The following is an 18,304-nucleotide window of genomic DNA, read 5'->3' on the forward strand; positions in this document are numbered from 1 at the left end:
TGGGCCGGCGGTCTATCTCTGACCGCAAATCAGGTACGTGATGAGACGAGCAGCGCCAATGACATCAGCCGATACGCCCACGTCCGACGAACGCAGCTCTGGCTGGCGCACGATCCGGAAAGTTGCGCCCTATATGTGGCCCGAGGACGAGCCTTGGGTAAAACGACGCGTCGTGCTGGCCATGGGCATGCTTGTTTTGGCCAAGCTGATCGCGGTCTATACTCCGATCCTTTACAAGGGCGCAGTTGATAGTTTGGCGGGTGAGGGCGTACCGCCGCTTGCGTTGGGTGCTATTGGTCTGACGGTGGCTTATGGCGTCGCGCGGATGATGACCGTCGGCTTCCAGCAGCTTCGCGATGCGGCCTTTGCTCCGGTGGGGCAACGGGCCTTGCGCGCGCTGGCGTTGGAGACGTTCCAGCATATCCACCAACTATCCATGCGTTACCACGTGACGCGTCGCACCGGAGGGCTTAGCCGGATTATCGAGCGTGGTGTGAAAGGCGTGGAATTCCTGTTGCGCTTTTTGCTGTTTTCGATTGGTCCGCTGATCCTGGAACTGCTGTTGGTCGCGATCATCCTGATGTGGCTGTTCGACGTCTGGTATCTGGTTGTCGTTGCTGTCACCATCGCGCTGTACATCTGGTTCACCTTTGCGGTGACGGAATGGCGCGTGAAGTTGCGCCGCGAAATGAACGATCAGGATACTGAGGCCAATCAACGTGCCATCGACAGCCTGCTGAACTTTGAAACCGTCAAGTATTTCAATGCTGAACCGCGCGAGGCGGCACGGTACGACGTGTCGATGAAAGCCTATGCCGGGGCAGCGCTTAAGACGGCGTATTCGTTGGCCTTCCTGAATTTTGGTCAGTCCCTTCTGATCACCTGCGGACTGATCGGCGTGATGGTTCTGGCGGCCATGGGGGTGCAACAGGGAACGCTGACCGTCGGCGATTTCGTCATGGTCAACGCCTATATGATCCAGATCACCGTGCCGCTGAACTTTCTGGGCACTGTCTACCGGGAAATCCGTCAATCGCTGGTGGACATGGGTCAAATGTTCGACTTGCTGGAACAACCGACCGAGGTGCAGGACAAGCCCGGCGCGCCAGGTCTGGTGGTCAGTGGTGGTGAGGTGACATTGGACAATGTGCGCTTTGGTTATGATGTGGACCGCGAGATCCTCAAAGGTGTGTCGCTGACGGTACCTGCTGGCCAGACTGTTGCAATTGTCGGTGCCACAGGTTCGGGTAAGTCGACGATAGGCCGCTTGCTGTTCCGGTTCTACGATGTCACCGGGGGCGCGTTGAAGATCGACGGACAGGACGTGCGCGACGTGACCCTGAACAGCCTGCACGCAGCCATCGGCGTCGTGCCGCAGGACACTGTGCTGTTTAATGATACCATCCGCTACAACATCGCTTATGGCCGGGACGGGGCCACTCAGGAAGATGTCGAAGCTGCTGCCAAAGCTGCGCAGATCCACGACTTTATCGTGACCTTGCCAGAAGGCTATGACACCAAGGTTGGAGAGCGGGGCTTGAAGCTGTCGGGTGGCGAGAAACAACGGGTGGGCATTGCGCGCACCCTTCTGAAGAACCCGCCGATCCTGCTGTTGGATGAGGCGACCTCGGCGCTGGACACAGATACCGAACAGGACATCAAGGACGCATTGGCGCGGGCTGGTGAGGGACGGACCGTGCTGACGATCGCGCACCGCCTGAGCACCATTGCCGAAGCGGACCGCATTGTTGTTCTGGAACGCGGAGAAATCCTTGAACAAGGCACCCATGACCAGCTTTTGCAGCGCGCGGGCCGTTACGCGCAGCTCTGGAGTCGCCAGCAAGCGGACGCGGCCTGATCCGGTCACCTGTGTAATTCCAGAGACCAGGTAGAACAGCACTGCAAAAATGCGTTCATTCCCGCAGGTTTAATTTGACGTTCATTTTCCTTGGTGACAAATCACCTAAAATCACGGTGCCAGGTTCTTTGGCCGGACCTTAATCAAAGGAATATCTAATGAAAATGCGTGCAGCAGCAGCCTTGGCCGCAACTGTTCTTATGGCGACTTCGGCATTTGCCGAGGATCTTGAATTTCTGGTTGTGAATGACTCCAGCGCGGATCTGGTCGAGTTTAATGTCTCACCTGCATCTTCCGGCAGCTGGGAGGGGAACCTGCTGAGCGGTGGCTATGTCGCGCCCGACTACGAAATCGATGTTGTCATCGCGGATGGTCTGACCACATGTATCTACGATATTCGGGGGGCGTTCGACGATGGGTCGTCGGCGGAAGACTTCGGCCTGAATCTGTGTGATTTGGGTGAATATGTATTCACCGACTAAGTCTTAGAAAAGAAAAATGGCGAACCCTGGGGTTCGCCATTTATGTTACTCAGCCGCCTTGAGGGGCGATGTTGGTGGGTGATCCGGACGCTCTTCCTTGTCTGCATCCGGTGCAGGTGCGGCGGGTGTTTCATCACCCCAGACAACCTCGGTGGCCTGTACCTGACGGGCAGCGTGACCAACGGCCATATCCTGGGCGATTTGGCTGGAACGGCCTGCAGTGGCCCGAGCTATCGCCTTGGCCAGCCATACCGCATAGGTGGTGACCCACACCCGCAGGGCCAGGAACGATGGCGTCACGATCAGGGTCAGAACCGTTGCAATACCAAGCCCGAACACAACCGCCGTAGCCAGCTGTTTCCACCACAGCGCAGTTGGGCTGTCGATAGAATAGCCGCCATTAATGAAGTCCAGAGACAATCCGAACATCATCGGCGTCAGACCGGCCATCGTGGTCAAGGTGGTCAGTAGAACCGGCCGGATACGCGCCTCAGCCGTACGGATGATGGCTTCGATCCGGGGCATATAGCGGCTGTATTCCTGATAGGTGTCGATCAGAACAATGTTGTTGTTCACCACGATTCCCGCCAAGGCCACAATCCCTGTCCCGGTCATGATGATCGAGAACGGCTGCTGCATGACCATCATCCCGATCAGAACGCCGGTGGTCGAAAGCACAACAGCCAGCAGAACCAGCACCGAGTTGTAGAACGAGTTGAACTGGGCCAGCAGGATCACAAACATCAGGCCTAAAGCAGCCAAGAAAGCGCTGGACAGGAAAGCCTGGCTTTCTGCCTGATCTTCCTGATCGCCGGTCCATTCCCAACTGACGGTGCTGCCGAAGGGATTGGTTTCAAGCCACTCGGTCAGCACGGCAATGCGTTCGTTGGGGTTGATCAGGCTAATCCGGGCGTTTCCAGATTCCAGATCGGCGCGCACTGCATCGACATCTTCTGCACCCGTCAACATGACAAGCTCGAAATTGTTGCCGGTCGGTCCAGTGATGATCGCGCCTGTGGGTTCTGTACCTTCCACGACGCCGCGCACAACTGCCAGCCGCTGTTCCGTGCCATCCGCGTTATCTATCACAACTTTGCTCAGACCCGGCTCAACATCCGCTTTCACATCGTAATAGCGCTGCTGGTTGATCCGGTTGATCTCGGCCAGTTTGGCCACTGGCTTGCGGGTGACAAAGTTTGACAAAGGCACCAGCCCATCCGGCGTACGCACTTTGAGCGTATCCAGTGTCGACAAAACCCGGTCTTCATCGGGCAGGCGAACGCGGATTTCGATTTCCTCGTCCACGCTGTCGGGGCGCATTTCGCCCAGCAGCAGCCCGCGCGTGACCAGTTGCACCATCGCGCCAACGGTTGCGACGTCCGCGCCGAAACGACCCGCTTTGGCAACATCCACGTCGATTTGCCAGTCGATACCGGGCAAGGGCAGGGTGTCTTCGATCTTGATCAGGCCGGGTGTTTCATCGAACATCTTACGGGCCGCAGCAGTGGCTGAGTTCAGTTCTTCCCAGCCGTCCGCCTTGATGCGCAGATGAACGGGCTTGGCCGAGGCCGGGCCTTGTTCCAGGGGCAGGATTTCCACGATGAAGCCCGGAATCTTCGCAAGTTCGGCGTTCAACTGATCGAGCACGAAGTCACCGTCATATTCAGGGGCAACCGTTTCACGGTCGATCAACCCGCCGAAGATCGGTTCGGACACGTTGGGCCGGTCTTCCCACGGGATGATTTCGAACTGGACGCGACCGACAGTGTCTGCTGGTGCTTGCGCACCTCCATTGTTCTGGTTCAGCCCGCCTTCTCCGGCAAAGGAAAACACGTTCACGACTGCGGGGTGCGCGCTGATAATTTCTTCGGCCGCCAGTACCATCTGGTCCTTTTCGACCAGCGATATGTTGCCACGTGCACGAACATAGGCCGTGGCTTGCTCGGGTTCGCTTTCGACGAAGAACTCTACGCCCCGGTTATTGTTCCCAAATGCGGTCATGACTGACATCACAGCGAAGCCAATGACGACAATCGAAACAATCGGCATGATCGGGTTGCCGACCAGGAACTTGATGACATAGCCAAAGGGTGTGTGTTCGCGCGCCGTATGCACATGCTGATCGGGCGCGCGTTCGATTTTCGCGGCACTCAACGTAACAGAACCGGCAAATGCTCCGAAAATGAACAGAAAGGCACCAAGCAGAACTGCTCCGAATGCGCCTTCGGGCAACAGATAGGTCGGATTCAGCAGTTGCATCGCACCAAGGAAGATCAGGTACAGCGATGGCGGCACCATAACCGCACGAACCCACCAAGCAGTGCGCGCGCGCAGCCAGTCAGAGGTGCGGTCAAAAACCCGGCTCAGACGTCCCGAAACACCGCCCATGACAGGCAGATAGATCAGCGCAACGATCAACGAGGCGGACAGAACGAAGATCAGCGTGACGGGCAGCATCCCCATAAACTCACCCGGGACACCCGGCCAAAACAGCATCGGCAGGAAGGCACATAGGGTTGTGGCTGTGGATGACACGATAGGCCAGAACATACGCTGCGCAGCTTCGACATAGGCGTGCATCGGGCCGACGCCCTCTTTAATGCGCCGGTCGGCGTATTCCACGACAACAATGGCCCCGTCGACGAGCATACCCACTGCAAGGATCAGGCCGAACATCACGATGTTCGAGATGCTGATGCCCATGACTGCCAGGAACGCAAAACACAGCAGGAATGAGGTCGGGATCGCAAAACCTACCAGCAATGCCGCGCGTGTGCCCAAAGAGGCCAGAACAACGATCATTACCAGCGCGATGGCCGTCAGAACCGAGCCTTCCAACTGGCTGACCATCGAACCGACGATGCGGCTTTGGTCGTTCGAGGTGCCCAGCTGGATTGCGGCCTGCATCTCGGGTGGCCATTTGGCCTGCGCAGCGGCAATGGTTTGTTTCACACCCTCGACTGTGTCGATCAGGTTGTAGCCCTTGCGCTTGACCACCTGCAACGCGACGGTTTGTTCGCCGTTGAAACGGGCGGTGCCTTCGCGGTCCTCAAAGGTATAGTTAATCTGCGCCAATTCCCCCAGGGTGACGACCCGGTCGCCGTTCACTTTGACCGGCAGGCCATAAACATCCTGCGCAGTTTTGAAGGAAGAGGGGATCTTGACCGAGAATGTGCCCTGTGCGGTTTCGACCTCACCGGCAGCGATCAGCTGATTGTTGTTGCGCACAACATCTATAAGCTCGGCGGCGGTGACGTTGTACGCCTCAAGCCGAAGGGGATCGATGATGACCTCAAGCAATTCGTCGCGGTTGCCCGCGATACCGGCTTCGAGCACCGAATCCATCGCCTCAAGGTCGTCCTGTAAAGCCTTGGCGACCCGCGCCATAGTGCGCTCGGGGACTGCACCCGTCAGGTTGACGATAACGATTGGGAATTCTGAAAAATTGATCTCGGTCAGCGAGTATTGCTCGGCCCCGTCGGGGAAATCGGCTTGCGCGCTGTTCATCGCGTCACGCACATCAGCCATGATCGCGGTCTTGTCCCAGCCGAAATCGAACTCCAGCGCCACGCCCGCATACCCTTCGGCGGCGGTCGAGGTCATCTCTTTCAGCCCATCAAGGTCAGCAAGTTCGGTCTCCATTGGTTTGACCAACAGATTTTCCGAATCCTCGGCTGAGATTCCCGGAAACTGAACCGAGACAAACAGGGCAGGAATTTCAATGTCGGGCTCGCCTTCTTTCGGCAGGCTGACATAGGCAAAGCCACCAATCACCAATGAGATGGCGATGAAGGCCAGAACCATTCTGGCCCGGCCGGCGGCCCAACTGACGATTCCGGTCATTTCGAAGCTTCCCGATATGTGGGTTCAACTGTGACGCCGCGGGTCACGAACTCTTGCCCGATGACGATGATGTCCACAGTCTCCGGCAGGCCACCGACCCAAACGCCTTCGGCGGTATCACGCAGAAGAACGACCGGCTGGAAATCGACCACGTTGCTATGGCCAATCGTGCGGACACCGAGTTGACCGTTATTGCTCAGGGTCAGAGCCGATTGCGGCAGGAAATGCGCCTTGGCCCCGGCGGCCGAAATGCGGATGTCGGCGGTTTGGCCGTCCCGAATGGCCAGTTCCGGGTTCGGAACAGTGATTTCGACTTCGAAGGTGCGGGTTGTTTCATCGGCCGAGCGGCTCAGGAATGTCACACGACCAGAAACCTTCAGGCCAGTGACCAACTGCGCGGTGGCTTCGGAACCGACAATGATGCGGTTAACCTCGGTTTCCGGCACAAATCCGACCAGCTTGATCGGATCCAGTTGGATAACGGTCGCGCATAGCGCACCGGGCTGCATCAGGCTGCCCAATTCGGCGGTATCGCTTTCCAACAACCCTTTGAAGGGCGCTTTGATGGTCTGGCGGTCGATTTCGCGTTCCGCGGCTTTGACCTCGGCGGTTGCGGCTTCGATCCCGGCGCGGGTGGCCTCAAGACCGGCTTCGGCGGTCTTGATTCCGGCCTCGGCGGTTCTCATCGCCGCCTCGCTTGAGATTCTGCGTGTCTCTGATCCAAACCCGGAGTCAGACAGTTTATTCGCAGCCGTTAGGTTGATCTCGGCCTCGGCGACACGCGCATGTGCCTCTTCCAGGCGGGCTTCGGCTTCTGGAATGCGGCTTTCCGCCTCTAACTTGGCAGCCTTCGCTTCGGCCAAACTGGCGGGGCGGGTGCCTGGGTCAAGCTCGCACAGAAGATCGCCGGCTTCGACAAACGTGCCTTTGCGCTTGGGTTCTGAGATGACCGTCGATGTGGTTTCGGCCAGAACTTCGACCTGGCGATTGGCCTTGGTCTGGCCCCGCAACAACACGGCGCTGTCAATTTCACGTGCAGTTGACCTAACGGCAACGACGCCAATCGTCGCCTGATCCACGTCCACGACTTCGCCAGATTCGCTGGCAACCTCAGGGCTGGCCTCGGCTTCCGCGCGCCCGGCGAAAGAGAACAGGCTGTCCCGTTCGAAAACCAAAAAAAACAAAACAACAATAACCAAAGCGGCGTTTGCTAATGAAATCAATCGCATGCAGGACTACTCCCAGAATTCTGCGCCACATTTTTTTTGCGGTCATGCTAGAAAGTGGGGACGATTATGTATCGTTTCCACACTAAACTGAATAGTTCGGTTTATTTTTTTCTACAAGAGGGCAGGCCACGGGTTGGATTGTAAAAAATCGGGCTCTTGGCTTGGCGATTGCGCCGGGGTATGACATGGCGCCATACACCAAGGATGCAGCCCCGGAGGGCAGGGATGAGCGACGTCGACAGTTTTATTGATGAGGTGACCGAAGAGGTACGCCGGGACCGCCTGTTCTTGCTATTGCGCAGATGGGGTTGGGTCGGTGTGCTTGTGGTTGTCCTGATCGTGGGCGGTGCTGCGTTCAATGAAGTCCGCAAGTCGCGCGCAACCAGTCAGGCGCAGGATTTGGGTGATTCAATCCTGGCGGCGCTGGCACAGAATCAGTCGGATGACCGTGCAGCCAGTCTTGCCGCCGTCGAAACACAATCGCCGGGTGGGGATGCGGTTCTTAACATGCTGTTGTCGGCTTCTCAGATTGAGGCCGGATCAGAGCAGGATGCGGTTGCCAGCCTGAATGCCATTACGTCCCAAGGGGATCTGCCGGAAATCTACCGCGCGATCGCGGCTTTTAAGGCGCTGCTGCTGCAGAGCGACACTCTGCCCGCAGCCGATCGTCGTCTTCAGTTCGAAGCGCTGGCCGCGCCGGGCGCTCCGCTGCGGTTGCTTGCCGAAGAACAATTGGCCCTGATTGATGTGTCCGAGGGCAATGTTGACGCGGCCATCACGCGGCTTCAAGCTTTGCGTCAGGACGCAGAGGTTGGCGTGGATTTGCAACAGCGTGCGGCTCAGTTGATTGTAGCACTGGGTGGCGAACCAGAGCCGCTGATCGCCCAACAGGGCTGATCTGGTGGCGGCAGGAAAACTTACAGGCGAGTTCGGAATATCATGGTAGCAAGTCTATTCTCCCGTATTGGATTGCCGATGGCAGCCCTTTCATTGACCTTGGTCGCCGCCTGTCGGGAACCCGAGGTTATCTTGCCGGGACCGCGGGAAGATATCCGACCTGCTGCCGATACCGAAACGGTGGAAACCCGCGGCTCAAAACCGATCAGCCTTCCGGCGCAAAGAGCCAACGCAAGCTGGCCGCAAAGCCCGGGTACGGCCGCGTTTCGGACGACCAATGCACAGTTGCGCGCAACGCCGCAGCGCATCTGGTCCGCATCAATCGGTCAGGGTGACTCGCGCAAGCAGCGGATCACGGCTGATCCCGTTGTTGCGGGCGGGTTGATCTATACGCTTGATGCCGGCGCAACGGTGTCTGCAGTGTCGCCGCAAGGGCAGGTTGTTTGGAACACCGATCTTATTCCACCAAGTGATGGCGACTCGGATGCCACGGGTGGTGGCATGGCCTATGACAACGGTGTGCTTTATGTGTCTTCCGGTTATGGTCGCCTGACAGCGCTGGATGCCAAAACCGGTGCAGTTCGTTGGCAGAAAAGGTTGAACGCGACCGGCAGCGGCGCGCCTTTGGTCAGCAACGGTCTGCTGTATCTGGTGGCGGGTGACGAAACTGGCTGGGCGGTCAACACCAAGGACGGCCGCATTGCCTGGCAAATTCAGGGCACCCCAAGCGTTGGAAACGTTCTGGGTGCGCCGGCGCCAGTGATAGCATCAGATTTTTCCGTGTTCGCCTTTGGCTCGGGAGATGTCGCAGCGACGTTCCGTCGGGGGGGTATTCGCCGCTGGAACGCGTCAGTAGCCGGGGGACGTCGCGGACGTGCGGCGGCGCAGATCGTCGATGTAACCGGTGGGCCAATGGTGGTGGGCGATAAGATCTATATCGGCAACCATTCCGGGCGCACGGTCGCGTTTGACGCCAATTCCGGCGAACGGATGTGGACCGCAGACGAAGGGGCCGTCGATACGGTCTGGGCCGCTGGCAACAGTATTTTCCTGATCAGTGATCGCAGCCAACTGGTCCGACTAGACGCCGCGACCGGAGCGATTGTTTGGGCGCAGGACCTGCCGGGTTTTGTCAAGGATAAGCCGGGACGCCGGGGGGCGGTCTACGCGCATTATGGTCCGATCATGGCGGGTGGGCGCATCGTCATCGCCTCGAACGATGGCTATGTTCGGTTCTTCAGCCCTGTTGACGGAGCACTGGTGAACCGTGTCGAAGTGCCAGGTGGCGCGACCACGGCACCGGTTGTGGCGGGTCAAACACTGTACGTCGTGTCGACCAAAGGTGATTTGCACGCTTTCCGTTGACCACAAGATGCGCTAAAGGGCGCGTCTGAGTCTTGAAAGTTGAGTATCATGTCGCTGACCCTCGCCATCGTGGGGCGCCCGAATGTGGGCAAATCCACCCTGTTCAATCGCCTTGTGGGCAAACGTCTGGCTTTGGTCGACGACCAGCCCGGCGTGACGCGCGACCTGCGCGAAGGCCAAGGGCGTCTGGGGGATCTGCGCTTTACCGTGATCGACACCGCGGGGCTTGAGGACGCGACCGACGACAGCCTTGAGGGCCGCATGCGCCGCCTGACCGAGCGTGCGGTGGACATGGCAGATGTCTGTCTGTTCATGATTGACGCGCGCGTTGGGGTCACGCCGACCGACGAATTGTTTGCCGAGATTCTGCGCAAACGTTCCAAACACGTGATCCTTGCGGCCAACAAGGCCGAAGGAAACGCAGCGGATGCGGGTGTGCTTGAAGCCTATAACCTTGGCCTGGGTGAGCCGGTGCGCCTGTCGGGCGAACATGGCGAGGGGATGACGGATCTTTATTCCCAGCTTATGCCATTGGCCGATGCCGCCGAGGAAAAGGCGGTCGAGGATGCACCGGAAACCGATATTGAACTGGATGAGGACGGCGAGGGCGACACGCCCCTGATCAGCGCTGAAAAACCGTTGCAGGTGGCAGTTGTTGGCCGCCCGAATGCCGGTAAATCCACATTGATCAACAAGATCATTGGCGAAGACCGCCTGCTGACCGGGCCAGAGGCTGGTATTACGCGCGATGCCATCAGTCTGCGGATCGATTGGGCCGACCCGGACGGAGACAGCACACCGATGCGTATCTTTGATACCGCCGGTATGCGCAAAAAAGCCAAGGTGCAGGAAAAGCTTGAAAAGCTTTCAGTCTCGGACGGCTTGCGCGCCGTAAAATTCGCCGAAGTGGTGGTGGTTCTGCTGGACGCTGCCATTCCCTTCGAACAGCAGGACCTGCGTATTGCCGATCTGGCCGAGCGCGAGGGTCGTGCCGTTGTTGTCGCCATCAACAAATGGGACATCGAAGAAGACAAACAGGAAAAGCTGCGGGATCTGAAAGAGTCGTTCGAGCGTTTGCTGCCGCAATTGCGTGGCGCACCGCTGGTGACGGTCTCGGCAAAGACGGGCCGGGGGCTAGAGCGCCTGCGCGCCGCGATTCTGCGGGCCCATGACATTTGGAACCGCCGTGTGCCGACGGCCGCGCTGAACCGCTGGCTGACGGCCATGTTGGAACAGCACCCGCCGCCAGCCCCGCAAGGTCGCCGGATCAAGCTGCGTTACATGACCCAAGCCAAAACCCGCCCGCCGGGCTTTGTTGTCATGTGTTCGCACCCAGACAAGATGCCAGCCAGTTACACCCGGTATCTGGTCAACGGTCTGCGCGAATCTTTTGACATGCCCGGTACTCCGATCCGCCTGACTTTGCGCGGACAGGGGGACAAGAATCCGTACAAGGGACGCCGCAAGAAAAACGCGGGCGCCTTGGCCAAACATCTCAAGGGCCGCGCGTAACTGCGCCAATTTTCAGCATTTTCGGCTGAGGGGCGTGACAGCCCCAATTCCCCGCGCTAGCATTCACTGGCGTGCATCTGTTTTGTGCGCGCGTAATTTCACGCGGAGCTTCCGCACCAGTTTTTGACAACCATTGGACCTGACCAACGTGAGGAGCGGCTGGATGGATCTGAGGGAATACACTCGGCAATACGCGGTTCAGGACAACAGATTGGCCGCGCTGAGCTATTTTGGAACTTTTGCGGTGTATTTCACATCGCTGGCATTGGCGATCATCTATGTAGATCGCTGGTTTGTCATGATTCCGGCCGGAATCGTTTTTGCCTTTTCGGCGGTGCGCCTGTACGTGCTTCAGCACGATTGCGGGCATCATTCGCTGTTTGAGACGCGCGCGCAGAACGAATGGGCCGGGCACGGGCTCTCGCCATTCACTTTCGCTCCGTTCGAAGTGATGAAGCAGAACCATAACCTGCACCACGCCGGTATTGGCAACCTCGAACACCGCGAGACAGGTGAAATCCACACAATGACCGTGCGGGAATGGAACAAGGCGGATTGGAAAGGGCGCTTGTTTTACAGGCTCTACCGAAATCCCTTCATCCTGGTTCCGGCTGGGGCGCTGTTCACGTATTTCATCCGCTACCGGTGGCCCAAGAACACGGTTCGGTTTGGCGTGAAGGGCGTATTGCTACACAACTTGTCGATCATCGTATTTCTTGGCCTTCTGTATTTGATCGCCGGCACCATGGGTATTCTGGTGTGGTTGGTATTCTCTTTGTTGGGCGGGATGCTGGGTGTTTTTCTGGTCTATCTACAGCACAATTTCGAGGACACGTATTGGGATCGCCGTCCGGATCTGGACCCGCAATTGGCCGCGCTGCAGGGATCATCGGCGCTGGATTTCGGGTGGTGGTTCGACAATGCGGTTGCCTGCATCACGCTGCACGACATCCACCATTTCAATGCGCGTATTCCGTCATATCGGCTGCGTGCATGCCACTATAACCTACCGCCCGAATTCACGCCGCGCCGGATCAAATTCCCCGAGGCAGTCGCGGCTTTGAACCTGAAACTGTGGGACGAAGACGCCAAGCGGCTTGTTCCGTTTCCCGGAAAGGATCAATCCGGTAACCTTGCACACAGTAGCTGACACAAATGACCTGCAACTCTGAGCACTGGCTTGTGAGAGCGTGTTTCTGGTATACATAAGATAATGCAGGGAAAATCGGAAAGGACAAAGAATGACCGCAGTGACCGCAATAAAAGGCGTTGGAGAGGGGCTAGGAAAGTCACTTACCGCCAACGGTTTCAAAACCGCTGAAGCCGTTGCCAAGGCAACCCCCGCTGCACTGGTCAAAGTTCCTCGTATCGGCAAAGCCCGCGCAGCCGTTTTGATCGCCGCCGCGAAAGAGGCGATTGCGGCGAAACCGGCAGCCGCCAAGCCCGCCGCGGCCAAGCCTGCCGCCAAGCAACCTGCTGCTAAAACAGGAACGCGCCGCGCACCTGCCAGAAAACCCGCAGTGCGCCGACCAGCGACCCGCAAGACCATTGCCGCCGCCGCTGCCGAGAAACGGGCGGAAGAGGCTGCGCGCAAAGCCGCTGAGGAAAAGGCCGCAGCCGAACTGGCAGAAGCCAAGGCAAAGAAGAAGGCCAAGGCCAAAGCCAAGGCTGAAAAGGCCGCTAAAAAGCTTCAGGAGATGGAAGCCGTCTTCTCGAAAGCCAAGGACAAGGTGAAGGCCAAGGCGAAGAAAGATAAAAAGAAAGACAAAAAGAAAAAGGCCGACAAGACGGACAAGAAGAAAGATAAGAAAAAAGACAAGAAGGAGGATAAGAAAAAGGCGAAGAAGTAACCCTTCTCCGCCCTTAACCCTCTTGAACCGGCGCCCTGTTGGCCGCCGGTTTTTTTATGCCAGCGTGCCGTCCAGTTGCAGCGTCAGCTTGCCGCCCAGATAGGGGGCCAGAACCTTGGGCAGGGTGACGGTACCGTCTGCGTTCTGGCCGTTTTCCAGCACTGCGATCAGGCATCGGCCAACGGCAAGGCCCGATCCGTTCAGCGTGTGAACATATTCCGGTTTGCCGCCACCTTCGGGCCGGAAGCGCGCATTCATCCGACGTGCCTGAAAGTCGCCACAGGTCGAGACCGAGCTGATCTCACGGTACGTATCCTGACCCGGGAGCCAGGCCTCGATGTCAAAGGTTCGGCGCGCACCAAAGCCCATATCGCCTGTGCACAAGATCACTGTGCGATAGGGGATGGCCAGCTGTTCCAGAATACCCTCGGCACAGCGCAGCATGCGTTTTTGCTCATCATCCGACTTGTCGGGATGGGTGACCGAGACCATTTCGACCTTTTCGAACTGGTGCTGGCGCAACATGCCGCGTGTGTCCCTGCCGGCCGATCCGGCCTCAGACCGGAAGCACAAGGAATGCGCGGTGTAGCGGCGGGGCAAATAGTTTTCTTCGATCATCGTGTCGTTGACGATATTGGTCAGCGACACCTCGGACGTCGGGATCAACCACCAGCCTTCACGGGTCTGATAGCTGTCTTCGCCAAACTTCGGCAATTGGCCTGTGCCCTGCATCATCTCGGACAGAACCAGAACCGGGCCGTTCACCTCGGTCAGTTCGTTTTCATTGATGTGCGTGTCCAGCATGAACTGCGCCAGCGCACGGTGAATGCGGGCAACACCGCCGGACAACAGGACAAAGCGCGAACCGGACAGCTTTGCCGCCGTTTCAAAATCCATGCCGTTCTGAACAGCTTCGATTTCGAAGTGCTCTTTGGGCGCAAAATCCAACTCACGCGGAGTGCCCCAGCGGTTGACCTCGACATTGTCGTTCTCGTCCGCACCTTCTGGCGCGTCCTCGGCGGGCAGGTTCGGGATGCGGATCAACTGATCCGTCAGCAGCGCGTCCAGATCCTTGGCCTCGGTCTGCATCTGGGCGATTTCGGCCTTTTTTTCCGCGACCAGCGCGCGCAGGCGTTGAAATTCAGCCTCGTCGCCGCGCCCCTTAGCGGCACCGACTTCTTTGCTGGCCTTGTTCTGTTCGGCTTGTGCCGTTTCTGCGGCCTGAATCTTGGCCCGGCGACTTTCGTCCAGCCTCAGCAAATCTGACGACACCGGCGCGTCCCCACGGCGCGCAAGTGCGGCGTCGAAGGCGGCGGGGTTTTCGCGAATGGCGCGGATGTCGTGCATGGTTCAGATCCTTAAATGCGTGAATCACTGAAACCGCTTATGCACCATCTGAAAGGCAGGGTGTAGCGCCGGTTACGACTTATCGGCATCCTCGTGTGTTTCATGCGCCAGATGGCCATCCCAATGCTCGGTTGGGATCTTAGGATCAGGTGGATCAGCCATGTAAGAGGGCGTCATGATCTGCACACCATTTTCATTGAACACGGCCACGATGTTGCGATGCAGGTCCGACCGGATTTTCGGTATGATGCTGCCACGGGTTGTATAGCCGTTGATCTGATAGTTGATCGCGTAATCCGCCAATGCGGTCCACAAAACAAAGGGTTCAGGCTTGGCCTTGATGCCTTTGGTTCTGTTGGCCGCCTCAATCAGCATCGCCTCGACCTTCTCGGGCGGCTCTTCATAGCCGATGCCAACCGTGGTGTGCAGCAGCAGACCGCTGCCGTCCGTTTTCTTCGAGAAGTTCACCACATCCGAATTCATCAGTTGCGCGTTTGGGATCGAGATCAGTTCGTTCTTGATAGATTTCAGATGCGTCTCCATCAGTTTGATCTGAACCACATCGCCGATGTGGTCGCCGATCTGAATCCGGTCCCCGATCGAGGTCGAGCGACGATAGATCACGAACAGGCCGGCTAGCATGTTTGAGACGACAGAGTTTGCACCCAGCGACAGCATGGCGCCCACCAGGATCGTCAATCCCTGGAACGCCGCCGAGTCGGACCCGGGGATGTAGGGAACGGCAAAGACCAATGCGATCATGATCACCACAACACGGGCAATGTTGAAGGTTGGGCTGACCCAGTGCTTTTCGAAATCGCCCATGTCGAAGGAACCCGCTTCGACCGCGTCGAAGAACACCCGCATCCCCTTGATGATGTACAGCGCCACCCAAGAAATCAGGCCCAGCATGATCAAATTGGGGATGTAACTGATAATGCCTTTGAAGATCAGCAGTACCGGCTCGGTCAGATAGGTCAGCAATAGCTGCGCAAAATAGCGGGTTTCGGCGAAAGCCAGCAGAACAAACGAGAGGTAGTAATAAAAGCCGAGAAAGAAGATGATAAGCAGAACAAAGTTCAGCCCATATCGTACCAGCGCGGCAATCGCCTCGGCCTGAACGCTTTTGGCTGTGGCCGTTTCAACGTCCCTGAGGTGACGCGAGACAAATTTCAATGTCTTCCGTCGAATCCGACGATGCACCCACAGGATTGCCACCACAAATGCAACAAACCCTACAGTCCATGCCACCGCCTCAATTGCACCGGACACGCGCGCCCGATCGGTGCGGTTGGCGCGATAGTCTTCGATGGATTGTTTGATCGCGTTCCCGTGCAAAACGCTTAGAACGCTCAGCTCCATCTGATCCAACTCGGCATCAGCTTCGGTGACGATTGAGACCCTCTCGCCATCGACCAGAGTCCAGATACCGAACTCGGTCTCTTCGTATGTCACCTCAACCGTTGGTGCGTCTGAGGCTTCGGCGATTTCGATGATCTTGTCCTGAACATCTTCCGCCCGCTCTGGCGCGGGTAGGGCACTCGAGCCCCGGACCTGGAACAAGACGTCCCCGTCCACGATGACCGGAGCCACGAAACTGTCCGAATCCGCCCCGTCAGAAGCTGGGGACTCTGCCGGTGTTTCCTGTGCCAGTACGACATCGGAAAACCACAGGCTGGACGCCAGGGCTGTCAGAAAATAAACCAGCAAAAGGAAGGGCTTGAAATGCCTTGCCATATGTCCCCCTTAACCCGAACTATACCCGGTTTCAACAAGGTGCCTAGGACATATCTGCAACGACTGGCTTGTTCTTTTTGCACTGTGGCCGGGTCAGGGCGGTGTACAGCGTTGCCATCGCTTGCAAAGGCGCAATTCAGAGCATAGGTTCTCGCCAAATTTGCGGAGCTTCTCCGCAGCATCAAAACAAAGGAATATCCCATGGAAGGTGGCGCAATCGCCCAGTTTCTCCCGCTGATCCTGATCTTCGCTATCATGTATTTTCTGCTCATCCGTCCGCAGCAGAAAAAGATGAAGCAGCATCAGGCCATGGTCGAAGCCGTGCGTCGCGGCGATCAGGTTGTCACCCAGGGTGGAATGATCGGCAAGGTGTCCAAGGTCAAGGAAGGCGACAACGAGATCGAAGTTGAAATCGCCGAGGGTGTGAAGGTTCGTGTGGTCAAGTCGACCATTGCGCAGGTTCTGAACAAGACTGAGCCCGCGAAGTAACTTCGCGCCACAATTCCTTGAAAAGGCAGGGTAATGCTGCAAATTGATACCTGGAAGCGGGTTCTGATCTGGCTGGTCTGCGTGATCGGTCTGATCCTTGCCCTGCCGAATGCGTTTTATACGCGCGTCGAGCAATCCAACGATGCCAAGGCCGCAATTGAGCTTGGTATCGACACTCCCGAAATGCAGGCCGAGGCGGCGCAATGGCCGAACTGGCTGCCGTCGTCGCTGGTCAATCTGGGCCTCGATCTGCGCGGTGGTGCGCATCTGTTGGCCGAAGTTCAGGTCGGCGATGTGTACGAATCCCGGATGGAGGCCATGTGGCCCGAAATTCGCGATGCACTGCGGGATGAGCGCGCCACGGTTGGCACCATCCGCAAACAAGAGTCGGCCCCGGACGAGATTCGGGTGCGCATCAGCCAGCCCGAGGGCATGTCCCGCGCGCTTGAAGTTGTGCGCGGCCTGGCCCGTCAGGTGCAAACCCTGACCGGTGTAGGTGCAACCGATATCGAGGCACGGGCTGAGGGCGACACAATCGTCGTTCAACTGTCCGAGGCTGAAAAACTTGCCACAGACGACCGCACTGTGCGCCAGTCGCTTGAGATTGTGCGCCGCCGTATTGACGAGGTCGGAACGCGTGAGCCGACGATCCAACGCCAGGGTGCGGATCGTATTCTGATACAGGTTCCGGGTATCGGCAGTGCTGGTGAACTGAAAGAGATCATCGGCACCACCGCTCAGCTGACATTCAATCCCGTTGTGGGGCGGGGCACCAACCCTGACGCGGTCCCGGGGATTGGCGAACAGGTCCTCCCCTCCATCGACGAAACCGGTTTGTTTTACACAGTCGAGTCGGCCCCAGTCGTCACCGGCGAAGAGCTGGTGGACGCGCAGCCAGCCTTCGACCAGAACGGTCGCCCTGCGGTCAGCTTCCGGTTCAACACTTCGGGGGCACGCAAGTTCGGCGATTATACGCTGGAAAATATCGGCCAGCCGTTCGCAATCATTCTTGATGATGAGGTCATCTCGGCCCCTGTCATTCAAAGCCACATTCCCGGCGGGTCGGGCATCATCACCGGCAACTTCACCGTCGAAGAAAGCACCAATCTGGCTGTTCTGTTGCGCGCAGGCGCGTTGCCAGCCGGGCTGGAATTCCTCGAAGAGCGTACCATCGGCCCCGAACTGGGGCAGGACAGCATCGACGCCGGTAAGGTCGCAACTATTGTGGCCTTCGTCGCAGTGCTGGTTTTCATGGCGCTCAGCTATGGCCTGTTTGGTCTCTTTGCCAACATTGCCCTGATCATCAACGTCGGCCTGCTGTTTGGTCTGTTGTCCCTGATCGGAGCCACCCTGACACTGCCCGGTATCGCCGGTATCGTGTTGACGGTTGGTATGGCGGTGGATGCCAACGTGCTGATCTTTGAACGTATCCGCGAAGAACTGAAATCCGCCAGAGGCCCGGCGCGCGCGATCGAACTGGGTTATGAAAAGGCGTTGTCGGCCATTCTGGACGCAAACGTGACCACATTCATCACCGCTGTAATCCTGTTTGCCATGGGCAGCGGTCCGGTGCGCGGTTTTGCCATCACGTTGGGTCTGGGCATTCTGACCTCGGTCTTCACCGCGATCTTCGTGACGCGTCTGATGATCGTCATCTGGTATGAACGCCGCCGCCCGAAAATGATCGAGGTTTGA

The 18,304-nt window shown here is 57.9% G+C and carries 13 protein-coding genes; 9 read left to right on the forward strand and 4 right to left on the reverse strand.

Translation table 11 applies throughout. From position 1 onward, the window contains the following. Positions 1 to 58 precede the first annotated feature (58 nt). Positions 59 to 1,858, forward strand: coding sequence for an ABCB family ABC transporter ATP-binding protein/permease (locus AC2FGC_RS13420; protein ID WP_496723529.1), 1,800 nt, complete (start codon positions 59 to 61; stop codon positions 1,856 to 1,858). Between the two features lie 158 nt (positions 1,859 to 2,016). After that, on the forward strand, positions 2,017 to 2,340 hold the full coding sequence (locus AC2FGC_RS13425) for a hypothetical protein (RefSeq protein WP_496722453.1): 324 nt from the start codon (positions 2,017 to 2,019) through the stop codon (positions 2,338 to 2,340). Between the two features lie 45 nt (positions 2,341 to 2,385). Here the strand turns inward: AC2FGC_RS13425 and AC2FGC_RS13430 are convergent, their stop codons facing one another. Continuing rightward, positions 2,386 to 6,183 carry an efflux RND transporter permease subunit gene (locus AC2FGC_RS13430; RefSeq protein ID WP_496723527.1) on the reverse strand — a complete coding sequence of 1,266 codons (3,798 nt, stop codon included), beginning with the start codon at positions 6,181 to 6,183 and terminating at the stop codon, positions 2,386 to 2,388. Then, positions 6,180 to 7,412 (reverse strand): efflux RND transporter periplasmic adaptor subunit, encoded by a 1,233-nt coding sequence (locus AC2FGC_RS13435; RefSeq protein WP_496782607.1) that lies wholly within the window; start codon positions 7,410 to 7,412, stop codon positions 6,180 to 6,182. The genes AC2FGC_RS13430 and AC2FGC_RS13435 overlap by 4 nt, the downstream gene beginning before the upstream one ends. Before the next feature lie 225 nt (positions 7,413 to 7,637). On the opposite strand from AC2FGC_RS13435, the gene AC2FGC_RS13440 reads away from it, so the two are divergent. The 5 genes from AC2FGC_RS13440 (at position 7,638) to AC2FGC_RS13460 (ending at position 13,036) form a co-directional block, all read left to right on the forward strand. Continuing rightward, on the forward strand, positions 7,638 to 8,309 hold the full coding sequence (locus tag AC2FGC_RS13440; RefSeq protein WP_496782609.1) for a hypothetical protein: 672 nt from the start codon (positions 7,638 to 7,640) through the stop codon (positions 8,307 to 8,309). Positions 8,310 to 8,351: 42 nt separating this feature from the next. Further along, on the forward strand, positions 8,352 to 9,674 hold the full coding sequence (locus AC2FGC_RS13445) for a PQQ-like beta-propeller repeat protein (protein WP_496782611.1): 1,323 nt from the start codon (positions 8,352 to 8,354) through the stop codon (positions 9,672 to 9,674). A gap of 48 nt (positions 9,675 to 9,722) precedes the next feature. Continuing rightward, positions 9,723 to 11,186: a ribosome biogenesis GTPase Der gene (gene der / locus AC2FGC_RS13450; RefSeq protein ID WP_496723519.1), complete on the forward strand. Its 1,464-nt coding sequence runs from the start codon at positions 9,723 to 9,725 to the stop codon at positions 11,184 to 11,186. A 163-nt stretch (positions 11,187 to 11,349) separates the two neighbouring features. Further along, positions 11,350 to 12,336: a fatty acid desaturase gene (locus tag AC2FGC_RS13455; protein ID WP_496777681.1), complete on the forward strand. Its 987-nt coding sequence runs from the start codon at positions 11,350 to 11,352 to the stop codon at positions 12,334 to 12,336. Between the two features lie 91 nt (positions 12,337 to 12,427). Further along, positions 12,428 to 13,036: a helix-hairpin-helix domain-containing protein gene (locus tag AC2FGC_RS13460; RefSeq protein WP_496723515.1), complete on the forward strand. Its 609-nt coding sequence runs from the start codon at positions 12,428 to 12,430 to the stop codon at positions 13,034 to 13,036. Between the two features lie 54 nt (positions 13,037 to 13,090). Here AC2FGC_RS13460 and serS read toward each other — a convergent pair whose 3' ends face one another. Together serS and AC2FGC_RS13470 are read right to left on the reverse strand one after the other, a co-directional pair. Next, the gene (gene serS / locus AC2FGC_RS13465; protein ID WP_496782613.1) at positions 13,091 to 14,383 is read right to left on the reverse strand and encodes a serine--tRNA ligase; all 1,293 of its coding nucleotides are present in this window, start codon (positions 14,381 to 14,383) and stop codon (positions 13,091 to 13,093) included. A 72-nt stretch (positions 14,384 to 14,455) separates the two neighbouring features. Then, positions 14,456 to 16,120 carry a mechanosensitive ion channel family protein gene (locus AC2FGC_RS13470; protein WP_496782615.1) on the reverse strand — a complete coding sequence of 555 codons (1,665 nt, stop codon included), beginning with the start codon at positions 16,118 to 16,120 and terminating at the stop codon, positions 14,456 to 14,458. Between the two features lie 201 nt (positions 16,121 to 16,321). Here AC2FGC_RS13470 and yajC point away from each other — a divergent pair, with 201 nt between their 5' ends. Together yajC and secD are read left to right on the forward strand one after the other, a co-directional pair. Beyond that, a complete protein-coding gene (gene yajC, locus AC2FGC_RS13475; RefSeq protein WP_058274044.1) occupies positions 16,322 to 16,609 on the forward strand; it encodes a preprotein translocase subunit YajC in 288 nt (95 codons plus the stop codon). Between the two features lie 33 nt (positions 16,610 to 16,642). Continuing rightward, positions 16,643 to 18,304, forward strand: a complete 1,662-nt coding sequence (gene secD, locus AC2FGC_RS13480) for a protein translocase subunit SecD (protein WP_496782617.1) — start codon at positions 16,643 to 16,645, stop codon at positions 18,302 to 18,304.

The organism is Ruegeria sp. CDSC054 (genome assembly GCF_059610645.1).

Bases quoted from the DNA above. Each gene is read 5' to 3' on its own strand.
- AC2FGC_RS13420 (WP_496723529.1), top strand. From the start codon at position 59: ATGACATCAGCCGATACGCCCACGTCCGACGAACGCAGCTCTGGCTGG.
- AC2FGC_RS13425 (WP_496722453.1), top strand. From the start codon at position 2,017: ATGAAAATGCGTGCAGCAGCAGCCTTGGCCGCAACTGTTCTTATGGCG.
- AC2FGC_RS13430 (WP_496723527.1), bottom strand. From the start codon at position 6,183: ATGACCGGAATCGTCAGTTGGGCCGCCGGCCGGGCCAGAATGGTTCTG.
- AC2FGC_RS13435 (WP_496782607.1), bottom strand. From the start codon at position 7,412: ATGCGATTGATTTCATTAGCAAACGCCGCTTTGGTTATTGTTGTTTTG.
- AC2FGC_RS13440 (WP_496782609.1), top strand. From the start codon at position 7,638: ATGAGCGACGTCGACAGTTTTATTGATGAGGTGACCGAAGAGGTACGC.
- AC2FGC_RS13445 (WP_496782611.1), top strand. From the start codon at position 8,352: ATGGTAGCAAGTCTATTCTCCCGTATTGGATTGCCGATGGCAGCCCTT.
- der (WP_496723519.1), top strand. From the start codon at position 9,723: ATGTCGCTGACCCTCGCCATCGTGGGGCGCCCGAATGTGGGCAAATCC.
- AC2FGC_RS13455 (WP_496777681.1), top strand. From the start codon at position 11,350: ATGGATCTGAGGGAATACACTCGGCAATACGCGGTTCAGGACAACAGA.
- AC2FGC_RS13460 (WP_496723515.1), top strand. From the start codon at position 12,428: ATGACCGCAGTGACCGCAATAAAAGGCGTTGGAGAGGGGCTAGGAAAG.
- serS (WP_496782613.1), bottom strand. From the start codon at position 14,383: ATGCACGACATCCGCGCCATTCGCGAAAACCCCGCCGCCTTCGACGCC.
- AC2FGC_RS13470 (WP_496782615.1), bottom strand. From the start codon at position 16,120: ATGGCAAGGCATTTCAAGCCCTTCCTTTTGCTGGTTTATTTTCTGACA.
- yajC (WP_058274044.1), top strand. From the start codon at position 16,322: ATGGAAGGTGGCGCAATCGCCCAGTTTCTCCCGCTGATCCTGATCTTC.
- secD (WP_496782617.1), top strand. From the start codon at position 16,643: ATGCTGCAAATTGATACCTGGAAGCGGGTTCTGATCTGGCTGGTCTGC.